Below are 13,693 nucleotides of genomic sequence, written 5' to 3'. Positions count from 1 at the left end.
AAACATGGTCTTCACGGTGCGCATAACGCTGGTTATCGCGGGTCGAGCAATCATAGCCGATAAGCCGGATAACCTTGCGGCCGCTCGCCCAGGCATGCTGCGCCGGTGGCCATGCCTTGACCCATTTATCCTGGGGCGAGATTTTATGACGCGCGCTGCATTAGGTCTGAATCAACCTGTCCTATTGGCTCCACAATACCCGTATTTCCGCCATTCCCAGTCCTACTCCTCTTCCAATACGCCCAATTAGCGCGTGACCGCCCTTCAGGCAGCGGAGGGATCGGGCGCTTCGGCGTTGGTGCGGATAGGCACGGGCCGACGTATCCGATCAAGTTCCTGCACAAGTTGCGCGTTACGGCGTTCGAGCCGCTCCGCGCGCTGCTCGGCTTCGACAGCGCGTTTCAGCAGGCTAGCATTATGTGTTGCCAGGGCGATGTTCTTGGCTATCGCGTCAAGAAGAGTGGCGCGTGTGCGATCGGCTTCGCCAGCGACCGTTTCAGCGGCGCCCTCGCGTAGCGATTGAAGCTGGCGCAGGGCGTCGAGAACGTCAGCATGGTGCGTATAGATGATGTTGCGGCCGACCCCGGCTGCTCCTGCGAGACCGGCGACCGTTGGCGCGACGGATGGGTCTTTGGCGAGGAGGCCAAGGGCTTCACGCAGGCGTGCATTGGTTTTCGCCCGGCGACGGACCTGCGGAGTGGATGGGTCAGATTCAGACGTCACCGGCATTTCCTTCGTCGAGCTGGTCGAGGATACGGCGAGATTCCTTGATGCGGGCTTCGGCAAGTGCCCGGCTCTCGCGATCGAGATCATCGCGCTGGATCAATGCGGTGTTCCGTTCAAGGCGTGCTTCCCAGACCGGCCTATGCCGGTCGGTCACGGCGAAGTTGGCGCAAGTCGAGCAGGTGCTTTGTGTGCGAAGCACCGGGTTCGGCTCGCGCTCGCCACCTAGGCAAGCGGAGGTCTCTCGGCGGTACAGGCAGTAGCCCCAGTCACACACGCCGAGGCGCATATCCGTTTCGGCTAGGATCTCAGTGATATAACCATCGACGTCGCCCGACCGCGTGCGCCCGCGGAACGGCGATCGCTCGGAAAGCATGATGCCCGCCTTCCCGGCGACGTTCGGCGCCAGGAGCAGATCTTCCAATGCTTTGCGGGTTTCTTCGGCGGTCTGGTCGTCGATCAGCTCGGCAAGCTCAAAGTCTGTGCCCACATAGGCCCGGTCGGTCATCGCGCGGTGGACATGGCCAAGATGGCGTTGCAGCGCCGTCAGGCCGGTGCGGTCGCGCCGCCCGATGAACCGCGAGAACGTCTTGCGGCCCTGATAGGTGGTCAGGTGCCAGGTACCACCTTGGTGTTCCGGTAAGGCAAGGAACGGCGCAAGTCGTTCATTCAAGCGGATATTGACCATGGGTGATCGCAGTCGGGCGACGGGCATTACCGTCGGAAGCGGCGAGCGTCCCCGACCGAGCTGATGGAGCCAGAGGTTCCTGTTTCCGCTAAGTTATCGAAGCGGTGCTGAGAGTCGTTCGAGGATGTGGATCGCCCGCTGGGCCGGCTCGGGCGCGAGCCAGCGATGGATGTCCCCATGTTCCGTCAGCGACGTCTTCGTGATCGAGCCGACAAGATAGACGTGTTCCTCGCCGTCTCCATCGGCCGCGCGCCGTTCGAGGCACCCCTCCTCAAGCCTGAGTATTTCGGAGGCTCTCGCGCCAACGAGATAGGCGATGACGACGAAGCAGGCGTCGCAAAGGCGATCGAGCATGAACGTCAGGCGACGCAGCGGCCATTCCGGATTCGGATACAGATCCGCGTAAGGGCATGGCTCAGCCAACATGGCGCGTCTGATATGCCAGTGGAGCCTTCGCCCCTGATGCTGTGGTCGGAATTGCTCATACAGATCTTCGAGACGGTCGCGCAGCGCGAGTATCTGGTCCGCTGGATCACCGAGCAGTTCCATAGCGCCACTGATGAGAGGCACGGCGATCTCGTCGGGCGTATAGGGATGGCCACCATAAGGTTTCCAGTGCCGCTTCCCGACCGAACCGGCACGAGGCGGTGCCGCCAGCGGCGCGTCGTCCAACTTGTCGCGCTGCATATGGAAGGTCCGGATTGTGCCGAGATGGCCTTCGGCGGTGCTGAGCGAGAGCACCGCGCCGTTCCTGCCGGGACGGGCGCGGAGCATGGCCACGAACCGATCGATAGCATCCTGATCAAGATCCCTGAAGCATCGGACGTCCTCGGCCGCCATCCATCGAACAAGGAAGCGGATGTGGCCGAAGTGGCCGTGAACCGTTTCCTGTCGGAGCGGCATTCGCCCTTCGGGCGGATCGTTCCGCAGCGAAAGCAGGAACAGTTCAGCCGCGTGCCGGAGTGCCGCCCACTGATCGCCGTTGAACCGACTCCCATCGGGCATTTTGAAGCCCCAGTTGAACGTCATTGCCGCGGACTCGCCTTCGCTGCCGAGCAACGGCGCCAGAACTTGGGTTTGCGTGGATGCTGAGACGGAGGCCATGAGACTATTCCAAATCTGGCAGCGGAGGCAGGGCAAGCATCAGCCGTTCCGCGACGGGCATCATCTCGGGCGGGAACGCGGGGAGCAGGTCTTGTCTCAGCACCTGAAGGCTGGGCGCGTAGAAGAGCCTGAACCGGATCGGGTCGATCCGTTCCCGCGCGGCTTGAAGATGTTTGGTGGCCTGGATGATCCGCGCCAGATGATGCGGATCGATCGGGACGATCAGGCCCGGACAGGCGAGGCAACCTCCCAGTTTCGGGCACACGCGGTCAGCACAGGCATTCCCGTCGTCGATCGGGCGAAGGCAGTCGTGGCCGAACAGCGCCGTCGCTGGCATGCTGATATCTGGCCCTTGATGTTGCGGGTCATGAAATGGCGTCTCGCCGGTAACCCATGTAATCATCAGCAACTGGAGCCGGGCGATCGTATCGCGCTCGAGGCGGCGAACGGCCTCGCCATCGACATAGATGTCAGTGGTGGCGACAGTGGCATGATTGAGGACAGCCTTGGCCGCCATGATATTGCCCCGCGACGCTGTGTAATGGGCGCTTGCCATGCTGCTGCGGAACAACTTGGGCGAGAAATCGGGAAGCAGCAAACGCGGCTTGTTGGGATGCTTCGCATTCCAGGCTGTGACTGTTGCATTGTGGCGGCCATGTAAGCGCAGCATCGCCGATCTCAGCGTCTCTCTGTGGATCAGGCCGCCACCATACTGACGTGCATTTCGTCCGGTGGACATGAGGAAGCGATGCAGAAAGAGATAGTCGCGCTCGGACGGCCTTGTATGAGGAAGCAGTGGCGCAGTCATTGCCAGGAGTTTGTCGATTAGTTGCGGAGCGGAGTTGGGTCGCCGACGATCGAATGATCGACGCTGCAGGCGTTTCGCTTTCCAGCCAGCTCTCGGCTTGATCCATTCCACCAGCACTCGATGCTGATCGAGAGGGTGCGGGACCTGGCAATCGCGCTTCATATGCCGTAACGGTCCCGCATTCGCCGCTGTCTGGATCAATAGTGCGATGTAAAATGCCGCAAGCGCATCGGTCGTGATATGCAGAAAGCCCTCAATGGATTTGACCATATGCGCTTTGGGTAAGGATTTGGGATTCAGGCCGAGTTGAGGCATGCGCGTACCACCGGGGGAGAGGCCGCCATAAGCGCGATGAAGTCGCCATATCCATCGGTCGCGCCCATCCGTACGCCATGATGTTCGAGGTGGTGCATGAGGCAAAGCGACAATCGCTTGGCCATGTAGGAACTTCTCCCACGCCATGTCGATCTCAGCATAGCAGGTGGCCAGCACCGCCCTCATTTGGGCTGGAGTGAGGCGATCCTGTGGAAGCCGCTGCGTCCCCGCGAGAGGTATCGGGTTATTGGGGATAGCAAAGTCTGGTGCGAACAAGCCAGGATTGTCGCGGATCGCCTGGTTTAGTATCGGCCGTACCATGCCGAACTGGCCTGCTTGGGTATGGCGGTTACGTCCCTTTCCACCCTGGGGTTCTGCCAGCCATTCGATGTAACGCCGGATTGTCGCGATATCGAGATCGAAGGCACTACGCACTCGCCCGTCTTCACGTAGGAAACGGCCAAAGCCACGCAAGGCGAACCAACGCGACTTGCGGGTTTCGGATGCCAGCGCAACATCGTGGTCGTAGAAAGCCTTAGCGACCACAGCATTGATATCGTCGGGCATGCCGAACAAAGCAGAATCGAAGCGCTGGACAACTTCTCCCCAACTATCGCGGAACTGGATTTCAGCGCCCCCCACCGGGTGGTTTGCCGGTGCCGGTTCGAGCCGAAGCTTTCGATCAAGGCGGTTACTCTTCATCGGCTGGGATAAGCTCGCCATAGAGATAGGCGAGGCTTTCGCTCAGGTCGCGTTCGTGCAGCTCGACACAGCGCAGATAGATCGCGGTGGTTGTGATCGAGGCGTGGCCGAGCAGCACCTGCACCACCTTGAGCGGGTTGAGATCGGGGTTGTTGCGGGCCTGGATCTGAAGGCGGGCCAGCATCGCCATAGCGAAAGTGTGTCGCAGCCAGTGCAGTGTGCCCTGAAGTCCCGCGGCCCCGAACGCTTCCGCGAGCTGTGTCGTCAGGAGCTTACGCGTCATGGCGTGACCATGCTCGTTCAGCAGCAGATTGGGCGGCGCGTGATAGCCCCGGTCAGAACGGCGGATACGGCGGACGATCCGGGCGCGATCCTCGCCTGCATACCAGTGTGTATGATCGAGCAGCCGAAGCGGCGGATAGACAGTCCTTGGCCGGTCGCCCTTGGTGATATGGAGCGGCACGCCGACAAGCGGATCGCTGTTGAGGTCAAGCGGCCAGCTATCCGGGATCTGATCGACGGCGAGCGCGCAAAGCTCCTTGCGGCGCAGCCCTGCCCCAAGCGCCCATTGCGCGGCAAGTCGGGCGGTAGGTCGCAGATGCGCGAACAGCCGTGCGAGTTCGTCGGTGCGCAGCGGTCGCGGCAGTTTTTCGGGGCGTGAGACGATTAGCTCGTTGACCTGACGCCGCTGTAATCCAGGGCGATAGGCGCCGTCGAGCATCAGCGTTATCTTCTCGGTCAACCGGAACGGGCAATGATCGATCAGCTTTCGATCTAGGGCCCAGCTATAAAAGCGGCAGACAGTCGAGACGCGCGCATTGATCGTGGTCCGGGCATAGGGCCGTCCGGTATGCGTGCTGGGATTCTCCAGCATCCGGTTGCGATAGGCAGCGATGACGCGTTCGTCGGCCTCGCGCCATTCGATCCCCGATTGTTCGAGCGAGTCGAACCAGTCGTGGAGATGCTCACCATAGGTTCGCACGGTTTCGGAAGCATGAGCGCGGCCACTGAATTCGGCATGCTCCATAAGCCAAACGAAAGCTGGCTCGATAATCGCCATGTCGGCGTCGAACAGGATGGGAAAGCCTTCAGGGATGCTTGCTTCACCGGAAGCAGCCCGGATGATTGAAACCATGATTTAGGACTCCCCGTCTTGGGGCTCAGGCGGAATATACACCCGATGCCCCAAAACGCACATAGAGTCCGACGACGTGACGCCTATCCGAAGGATATGATCCGGAGCAGCCTACCTATGTCTATTCGTCGCTTCCGCTCTGAGCATCTCGACCCGCTAATGCGGAAGAACATGCGGCCAACGCATCTTTACAAGCCTGATCGACAGCTTCTTTATTTAAAAGCACAAGCTGTTGCCGCTCGGGCGGTAGGTCCAGATCCAAATTCAGATGTTGTATGAGATAGAAGGCCAACGCCACCCGTGTAACGAGCCTCAGACGCCCTCTAGTCATGCCATATTCTTTGACAAGTGACCGACGTGCACCATCGCTAAGCGCCGGGTTGGGGGCAAGAAGAAGTTCTATCTCATCAAACCATTCCCGATCGAATAGAGGGTCCACTGTGCGAGCAGCGAATTCTCCTGTCCCGGTGATCCGCGACAGAACAAAATCGCGGAAGGCGTTGTTTTTCGGGCACCACGCCCTAATGTGCCATCTGATCCCGTTGTGCGCGAGAGCATGAGGCTCGACCATTCTGCGTATTGCATCGGGCCGCTTCAAAGACTGGTACTCGATCTCAACCGCCGCCTTATTCCGGATCGCCTCGAGAATCGATCGAACGACCTTCGTGGACACGCTGCGTTGGGGGACCGGCAGCACCCCTACCGGGGGAAGCTCACCGAACCATGTATCCTCTCGTTCGACCAATCCTGCGGCAATAGACGAAAGCTGAAGAAGTTGCCGATCCGACACCTCCCGAAGAAAATGCGGTACAAACGACCGCGCCGCTAAAAAGGTCTTGGCGTTTCGATCATACGCAATGTTTGCTGGAGCCGTGCTTTCGTAAAGAGCCAGGTCCGCAGATGCCTGCTGGAGTGTCACCCCGAACCGCTCGGCGATATCTGAGCGATTGACCCGCCCCTCCCACACCAACCTGAACTCAATAAATTCAAGGCGTTGTGCTATATTCCATCGCAAGCCGCGACCCTGCGAATTATTTTCTTCCATCGGCTATCCTTGATCAATCCGGTTTCCCGACCTATATATGTTTTCCGACGGGTAGAAAGGGCCTTTGGCATCGACTCATCCCTCGGGGGCCCCGGTTTGACCGGGAGAGATGTGGGATTCAACCCGCGCTCACGCATGTAACAGGGAACCCAAATCTAGATGTCGGAAGGCGAAAATCACAGTCAGAGACCTTATCGCGTATTGAGCTTGGATGGGGGAGGCATGCGTGGGATATACACCGCAGCCTTTCTCGATCGCCTGCTCGCCCAACAAGCTGCGCGCAGCGGGAAAGCACCGCTGGATCTAGGCCTCGGATTCGACCTCATCGTGGGCACGAGCACAGGTGCCATCGTCGCGGCGGCGGCTGCAGTCGGTGTTCCGATGAAAGAGGTCGTCGCTCTTTACGAGGACTATGGTCCCAAGATCTTTCCGCATCGCATCAAAGGCAAGCTGAGCGCCATCTTCCGTGCGTTCACGGGAGGATATTTCGTTCGCCGCGGCGACCAAGCCTTGCGAGAGGCACTGACGAATGTCCTTGAGGACGTCACGATGCTGGATGTTTTCGAGAAGCGCGGAATTTCTCTCGCAATCCCGGCCGTTAGAATGAGCACGCACAAGGCGTGGGTGTTCAAAAAGACGCCCAAAAGCGGTGTTCGGGATGACAATTACAAGCTCACCGACGTGTGCATGGCTTCAAGCGCGGCACCGATCTTCCGCTCCCTGGCCGCCATTGACGACCCTGGCGAGGGCGGCGGGGGCAAGCAGATATTCTGCGACGGCGGCCTTTGGGCCAATAACCCGATCATGGTCGGCTTCACCGACGCGCTGGCGAATGCTGCTCCCACGCAACCGATCGAAATCTTCTCTCTCGGTACTTGCCCACGTCCTGAGGGGGAGCATATCCCCGCAGGCAAGGTTCACCGTTCAATGCTCGGCTGGGCACTTGGCGCAGAAGTTGCGCCGTTGGGAATTTCCGCCCAGGAGTTTGCCTACGATAATATGGCAAGACTGCTGGCAAACGCCATCAGCGATTGCGGCCGAACAATAAGGCGGGTGCGTTTTCCGAACAAGGACGTGCCCGCCAGCATGATGGCCTATCTAGCGCTCGATGACAGCCGAGAAGAAGCGATGCACCGGCTTGTGCAACAGGCCCACACCGACGCTGATATGACGCGGAGCGCCTGTGATGACCCCATGAACAGCGAGGGGCAATTGATCCGCGCAATGCTCGAAAGCCTCCCTCCCCTTGATCCGGCCAGGACGCTCCGGCGACCCGCCGAAGCTACTGCATAAAGGATCGATTTATGTACGACTGTGACAAAGACGTTTGCGCCTACCATAAGGATGAGGTCACGCTTCCCAAGACCGATCAGGATTCCATGCGCAGCCGCCGCGATGCAAATCGCAAGCGACTGCGCGACGGGTTGAGCAAGGCCAACGACCCGGCACCCAGCGAATTCGTCAAGCAGGGTTCCTATGCCATGAAGACGATGCTTCGAGACGCCGCGAATGACTATGACATCGACGATGGGGTCTACTTCTGGAAGGAAGACCTCGTCGGGGACCGGGGCGCGGAAAAGACGTCCATCCAGGCGCGGTGGATGGTACGGGATGCAATCGACGACGGAAGCTTCAAAACAGCGCCGGAAGTTCGGAGCAATTGTGTTCGAGTCTTCTATGAGAAGGGCTACCATGTCGACGTCCCGGTATACCGTAAGTCTGAAGACGACGATGGCAACATGGTCCATGAACTGGCATCGTCTAGCGGATGGAAACGTTCGGATGCGCGTGACGTAACGCACTGGTTCGACGATGAGCGCAGCAACAGCACAAATGGCACCCAGTTGCGCCGGCTGGTTCGCCTGATCAAGAAATACGCCAAGAGCCGGTCGAGTTGGAAAGGCGGCATCTTGTCCGGCTTCGGTATCACTGTTCTTGTTACCGAATGCCAGCGTATCGACAGCCGGGAGGATCAAGCTCTTTACGACACGATGAAAGCCATCCGGGATCGCCTGAACTGGAATCTGGTCGTGAAACATCCGGTCACGCCGAATGACACGATCACCAGTGGCGACAACGATGCCAAGGCACGGATGCTGCGTGACAAGCTGACCCAAGCGTTGGACTGGCTGGCCCCATTGTTTGAATGGGATTGCACGCGGGAAAAGGCACTGGGATGCTGGGACAAAGTCTTCAACACGACTTATTTCAGCGAGCGTGGTGAGGAAGAAGCCCGCGCGGCAGCATCCTATGCCGCACCGATCGCAACGTCGGCCGCTCTTATCGGCCTTGAAAGCCGTACCAGCGCATCGGTGCTCACATCGGGAGGAGGCCGCCATGCCTAACCCGGCAGGCTTCGGCGAGCTTGGCTTCAAAAAGGCTGTCCTTCAGCTGGAAGCCCGGCTGCGCGAGGCCCTGCCCGCCCCCTTTCGGCGACTGTCTTCTCATGAAATAGGAGCAACATATCGTCAGCGCAGGTTCGAGCGTGGATGGCGCATCGATATGCTGTGTTCTGACGGAGAGGCGCGGCAAATCGACCTGCTAGTCTCTCCCGCCTTTCCCCTTGGATATCCTCGAACGGCACTTGTTGATGGCCCAGGCCAGTTGGTCTGGCCTCATGTCGAGCACGACGGAATATTATGCCTTTTGCCCATCATGGCGGAAGTAGACGCAGACGATCCCGGCTCAGTCGCCATCCATTTGATCGGACGATCGGCACGATTAATCGAGGACCTGTTGAAGGGGGAAATTATCGAGCGGGATTTCCGGGAGGAGTTCCTCACCTACTGGTTTTACGCACGCGACGCCAAGTTCAAGATCACAAGCATCGTCGATCCGGGCGGCCCATCCCGCGAACTTCGCGCCTGGCGCGATAAGGATATGGTGATTGTTGGCGAAAGCCAGGAACAACTGGAATCCTGGCTTTCCAGGCGTTTCGGGAACCCTCGGGGCAATAAGCGTTTCCATACCGAGCCCGCCGGTCTTCTCTGGCTTTCCAGCCCCCCGCTGCCGGCGGACTATCCCCATAACGGGGCCGATCTGCTGGCTTTAGCGAAGAAGGAAAGCGATGAGGCTTACAGTCTCCTCATCGATCTCGCTTCGAAAGCCCAAAAGGACATCATCGTGTTGATGGGAGCCGAGGGCCGGGGCGGTTCCGGACTCATCGCTACCATGACGACGTCTGGCCGGAAGGTCTCCTCTCGTGATGGCAAGATTCAGGAGCCGTTGAGCAAAGGGTTCGCGCCCAATCGGATGCCGAAGGAGGTCGCCACGCTGAGAACCTATTCCGCTGCTCCGGTTGTCAAGGCCGAGGTTTCCCGCGCTGATCCGCGTTGGATTCATGGGCGAGGTAAGGATGCGCGCTCGATGCGCCTCCTTCAGAAGACGGTCACCTTTGTTGGATGCGGATCGGTTGGCTCATCGGTGGCCGCCAAGCTTGTTCGCGCGGGCGTCGGCAATTGCCACTTTGTCGATCCAGAGGATCTGGACTGGCCCAATCTTGGCCGTCACGAACTTGGTGCTGATTCTATCGGCAAGAACAAAGCATTGGAACTGGCAGCAAAATTTCAGCGGGCGTTCCCGCATCTTGCGATTGAAGGCCATGAGGTGAGCGCGCAGGCGCTTATCGACGGCTATAGGGAGCTTCTGGAGAGCAGCGACTTGGTCATCTCGGCAACGGGGAGTTGGTCGGCAGAGGGTGCGCTGAACCGGTGGCATCTCGTCAACGGCCGTAAAAAGCCATTCCTCTACGGCTGGACTGAAAGTTACGGCGCGGCAGGACATGCTGTACTGATTGGAGCCGATGGTGGATGCCTTCGATGCGGTATTGGTGGTACAGGCGTTCCGCATTTCCTGGGCTGCCACTGGCCCGAAGGATCAGCTACAATTGAAGAGCCCGCATGTGGAAATCACTTCACCCCCTATGGTGCAGTTGAACTGGGGTTCGTGAACGATCTGATTTCTGAGACCGCGCTGCGGGCGCTGCTTGAAGAGAGTACACTGTCTCATCACCGGATTTGGCTGGCCCCAATCCAGCGAATTAAAGACAGTGGCGGTGCGATCACCGAAGCCATGACTCAGTTAGCAGAGCGCGAGAATCCTGGCGGCCAAATCTGGGAGCGCGAATGGTGTCAAAGCGACTGCCCTTCATGTTCGTTTGCGCGCGAATATCGTTCAGTAGCATGATCTCGAGAAATTGATGTTTCAGGCCGACCACCGCCAGCTTTTTGGGTAAGCGCGGCGGTCGGCCTGAAACATCACGGCGCAGCGTCTCGATGACAAGACACTCTTTGTGGCTAGACCTAAGCTGCAGCTGTGCAATCCAAAGGCGATCGAGGACAATGTGCTGTTGGTCAAGCAGGCTTCGAGGAGCGAGCCGTACCGTGCCCATTGCTTGAAGAACCTCGGTTGGTATTCGACGATCTCATTGGGAACGCCATGATCGTCCATCCACTGGCGGAAGACAGGGATAAGCCTGCGCGTGTGCGGTTGCTCGGGCATGGCTGCCAGCAACGTTATCTCAGGGATTTCGCCGGTAAGCGTCCGCCCTCCGGCGTGTTGCCGCATTCGGCGTTGGCGCTGATGGACCTCCGCTAAGGAGTCTCTTTCTGGACTCCAGAAGGAGGCCAAGTGAAGGATCGGGTGGAGATCATTGCGCGCACCGAACGGCGCAGGAATGTAGCGCGACAAACAGGATGAGGATTGCGCGTCAATCAGGATGAGAATGTGATTGTCGCGGCGCGTCATTCAGTGCCGATTTTAATTGTCGCTGGCAAGGATCTCGTTCTCATCCTGATTGTCGCGGATGGTCTCGAGGACTTTCGGAGTGGTGTAGGCGGCAGGACGTCCAGCCCCGGAGCGGCGGGCCTGAGCCGTGCGCCGGCGATAACTTTCCACGTTCATCTCGAAGATCGTGGCGTGATGCACGAGCCTGTCGACCGCAGCGAGCGTCATTGCCGGGTCCGGGAAGACGCGGTTCCATTCACCGAAGGGCTGGTTGGCGGTGATGAGCAAGGATCTGCGCTCGTATCGGGCACTGATCAGTTCGAAGAGGACAGAGGTTTCCGCTTGGTCGCGTGAGACGTAGGCGAAGTCGTCGAGAATGAGCAGATGATACTTGTCGAGCTTGGCGATTGCGGATTCCAGCGTCAGTTCGCGGCGAGCCACCTGCAGACGTTGGACGAGGTCAGAGGTGCGGGTGAACAGTGCTCGCCAGCCATTTTCCACCAATGCCAGGCCGATCGCCGCCGCCAGATGGCTTTTGCCGCCGCCTGGCGGACCGAACAGGATGAGATTGGAACCCTGGTCGAGCCAACCATCGCCGGCGCACAGGGCCATGACCTGTGCCTTGGAGATCATCGGCACGGCCTCGAAGGCGAAGCAGTCCAACGTCTTGCCCGCCGGCAGGTGGGCTTCAGCCAGATGACGCCCGATCCGGCGACGATCGCGTTCGGCGAGTTCGTGTTCGGCGAGAGCTGCAAGGAACCGGCTCGCGGGCCATCCTTCCTTGTCCGCCTGGGCTGCAAAATCTCCCCAGATATGCTTGATGGTTGGCAAGCGCAGTTCATTGAGCATCAGGCCCAGGCGCTGTGCGTCGATCATGGGAGCCGTGCTCATGCCGCTTCTCCCTGTTCGATCAGCCCGTCGTAGATCGAGAGCGAGACCATCTCGACCACGACTTCAGGCAAAGTGGCGGGATCGGGGCTAAAGCGGGCCCGAAGTGCCGACAGGCATGGGATCCTGCGGATTGCCAGGTCCTCTTCCAGGATATGGGAGAGCTCCGCCTCGCAGGCGCGCTCGTGGGCCATGGCCAGAAGCTCGACCATGATCCGGCAGGCTTCTTTCTCGCCCACAGCTTCCAGCAAGTGCTCGAACATGAGGCGGTAGGGCGCGCGGGGGAACAGGCTGTCACGATAGACCAATCCCCGTAGCGCCATCGGCTTGCGGCGCAGGGAATGAATGACATGGCGATAATCGACAACGTGGCCGTGCTTACCGTTCACACCGGCGCGGCCGCGCTGCAGGGTCATGAGCCTTGTGCCGCCGATGAAGACATCGAGACGATCGTCGTAAAGGCGCACTCGCAGGCGATGTCCGATCAAGCGCGAGGGGACCGTGTAGAACACCTTGCGCAGGGTGAAGCCGCCCGAGGACGTCACTGTCACGAGGACTTCCTCGTAATCGGTAGTCCGTGCGTTCGGGAGGGATTGCAGCGCCTTGCGCTCAGCATCGATGCCGGGACCGTGGCGCCGGTTCCTTGCGGTCACGACTTCGTCGATGAAGCGGCGATAAGCGGCAAGGTCGGTGAAGTCCGTGGTCCCGCGCAATAACAGCGCGTCCTTCACTGCAGCCTTGATATGGCCGTGGGCGCTCTCGATCGCACCGTTCTCGTGGGCAATGCCTGTGTTGTTGCGCGTCGGCACCATTCCATAATGGGCGCATAGGGCGTCATAGCGCTTGGTCAGGTCGGCCTTCGCATCTGCGTCCAGGTTGCGGAAGGCGGCCGACAAGCTGTCGGTACGGTGGAGCCTGGGCGCTCCGCCGGCAGACCAGAGCGCATTCTGCAGCCCTTCGGCCAGGGCGACGAAACTCTCGCCGCCCAGAATGACGTGTCCATGTTCAAAGCCGCCGCAAGGCAGGCGGAAGTGATAGAGCAAGTGGTCCAAGGGTGCCCCGGCGATGGCGACCTCCAGATCGTTCATGCACGTAAAATCGGACATGCCGAGCCGCCCCGGCTCATGAACCTGCCTGAAGATGACTTCCCGATCCTGGCCGTTCAGAGCGCGCCAGTCGCGAATACGCCTCTCCAGGGTTCGTCGTGAGCCGAACTCGGTATCCGGGTACCGGCGGCGCAGTTCCTCGAAGATCGCGACAGGACGAAGACCGGGAGCGGCCTCCAGCATCGGCACGACAACCTCCTCGAAAATGCCCGATAGCGGATCAGGGCGCCGTCGGCCGCGCGGCGCCTGTCGCTGGGAAGGCAGGCGCGCATCCTGCAGCACCCGATAGCCGGTCGCCGGGCTGAAACCGGCCTTTGCCGCTGCCAGGGCGACGGGATCGTTACGTCTGTGGGTCATGAAAAGTCTCACCTGATGATCGTTGATGTGTCGGCCCGCCACACGCCAGGTCCTCCTTCCCAAGAAAACCCAATGCATAGCGGCCGCCGCGACCATC

The 13,693-nt window shown here is 59.8% G+C and carries 12 protein-coding genes; 3 read left to right on the top strand and 9 right to left on the bottom strand.

The window, feature by feature from the left end:
- Nucleotides 1-264: 264 nt before the first annotated feature.
- From CA833_RS20580 to CA833_RS20560, 6 genes are all read right to left on the bottom strand, one after another.
- Nucleotides 265-729, bottom strand: a complete 465-nt coding sequence (locus CA833_RS20580; RefSeq protein WP_207081004.1) for a hypothetical protein — start codon at nucleotides 727-729, stop codon at nucleotides 265-267.
- On the bottom strand, nucleotides 713-1,411 hold the full coding sequence (locus CA833_RS27050) for a hypothetical protein (RefSeq protein WP_242526566.1): 699 nt from the start codon (nucleotides 1,409-1,411) through the stop codon (nucleotides 713-715). Before CA833_RS27050 ends, CA833_RS20580 begins: the two co-directional genes overlap by 17 nt.
- A gap of 93 nt (nucleotides 1,412-1,504) precedes the next feature.
- Nucleotides 1,505-2,515: a hypothetical protein gene (locus CA833_RS27045; RefSeq protein ID WP_242526565.1), complete on the bottom strand. Its 1,011-nt coding sequence runs from the start codon at nucleotides 2,513-2,515 to the stop codon at nucleotides 1,505-1,507.
- Nucleotides 2,516-2,519: 4 nt separating this feature from the next.
- Nucleotides 2,520-4,340, bottom strand: a complete 1,821-nt coding sequence (locus CA833_RS20570; RefSeq protein ID WP_207081003.1) for a site-specific integrase — start codon at nucleotides 4,338-4,340, stop codon at nucleotides 2,520-2,522.
- Nucleotides 4,330-5,475 (bottom strand): tyrosine-type recombinase/integrase, encoded by a 1,146-nt coding sequence (locus tag CA833_RS20565; RefSeq protein ID WP_207081002.1) that lies wholly within the window; start codon nucleotides 5,473-5,475, stop codon nucleotides 4,330-4,332. The genes CA833_RS20570 and CA833_RS20565 overlap by 11 nt, the downstream gene beginning before the upstream one ends.
- Nucleotides 5,476-5,596: 121 nt before the next feature.
- The gene (locus CA833_RS20560; RefSeq protein WP_207081001.1) at nucleotides 5,597-6,520 is read right to left on the bottom strand and encodes a YafY family protein; all 924 of its coding nucleotides are present in this window, start codon (nucleotides 6,518-6,520) and stop codon (nucleotides 5,597-5,599) included.
- Nucleotides 6,521-6,679: 159 nt separating this feature from the next.
- Here CA833_RS20560 and CA833_RS20555 point away from each other — a divergent pair, with 159 nt between their 5' ends.
- Genes CA833_RS20555 through CA833_RS20545 form a run of 3 tightly spaced genes read left to right on the top strand, consistent with a single transcriptional unit; the run spans nucleotide 6,680 to nucleotide 10,705 of the window.
- Nucleotides 6,680-7,813 (top strand): patatin-like phospholipase family protein, encoded by a 1,134-nt coding sequence (locus CA833_RS20555; protein WP_207081000.1) that lies wholly within the window; start codon nucleotides 6,680-6,682, stop codon nucleotides 7,811-7,813.
- Nucleotides 7,814-7,824: 11 nt separating this feature from the next.
- Entirely contained in the window at nucleotides 7,825-8,865 is a 1,041-nt protein-coding gene (locus tag CA833_RS20550) for a cyclic GMP-AMP synthase DncV-like nucleotidyltransferase (RefSeq protein WP_207080999.1), read from the top strand.
- Nucleotides 8,858-10,705 carry a ThiF family adenylyltransferase gene (locus CA833_RS20545; protein ID WP_207080998.1) on the top strand — a complete coding sequence of 616 codons (1,848 nt, stop codon included), beginning with the start codon at nucleotides 8,858-8,860 and terminating at the stop codon, nucleotides 10,703-10,705. The genes CA833_RS20550 and CA833_RS20545 overlap by 8 nt, the downstream gene beginning before the upstream one ends.
- A gap of 18 nt (nucleotides 10,706-10,723) precedes the next feature.
- Here the strand turns inward: CA833_RS20545 and CA833_RS27040 are convergent, their stop codons facing one another.
- The 3 genes from CA833_RS27040 to istA are packed head-to-tail and all read right to left on the bottom strand — an operon-like array spanning nucleotide 10,724 to nucleotide 13,674.
- Complete coding sequence (locus tag CA833_RS27040; RefSeq protein ID WP_242526564.1) at nucleotides 10,724-11,266, bottom strand: hypothetical protein; 543 nt, start codon at nucleotides 11,264-11,266, stop codon at nucleotides 10,724-10,726.
- 12 nt (nucleotides 11,267-11,278) lie between these two features.
- Nucleotides 11,279-12,136, bottom strand: a complete 858-nt coding sequence (istB, locus tag CA833_RS20535) for an IS21-like element helper ATPase IstB (protein ID WP_207080631.1) — start codon at nucleotides 12,134-12,136, stop codon at nucleotides 11,279-11,281.
- Entirely contained in the window at nucleotides 12,133-13,674 is a 1,542-nt protein-coding gene (istA, locus tag CA833_RS20530; RefSeq protein ID WP_370584595.1) for an IS21 family transposase, read from the bottom strand. The genes istB and istA overlap by 4 nt, the downstream gene beginning before the upstream one ends.
- Nucleotides 13,675-13,693 lie beyond the last annotated feature (19 nt).

The sequence above is a fragment of the Novosphingobium sp. KA1 genome, from assembly GCF_017309955.1.
GTDB lineage: Bacteria > Pseudomonadota > Alphaproteobacteria > Sphingomonadales > Sphingomonadaceae > Novosphingobium.
Note: the sequence above shows the minus strand (reverse complement) of the source record. Positions and strands in the feature narration are given on the sequence as shown.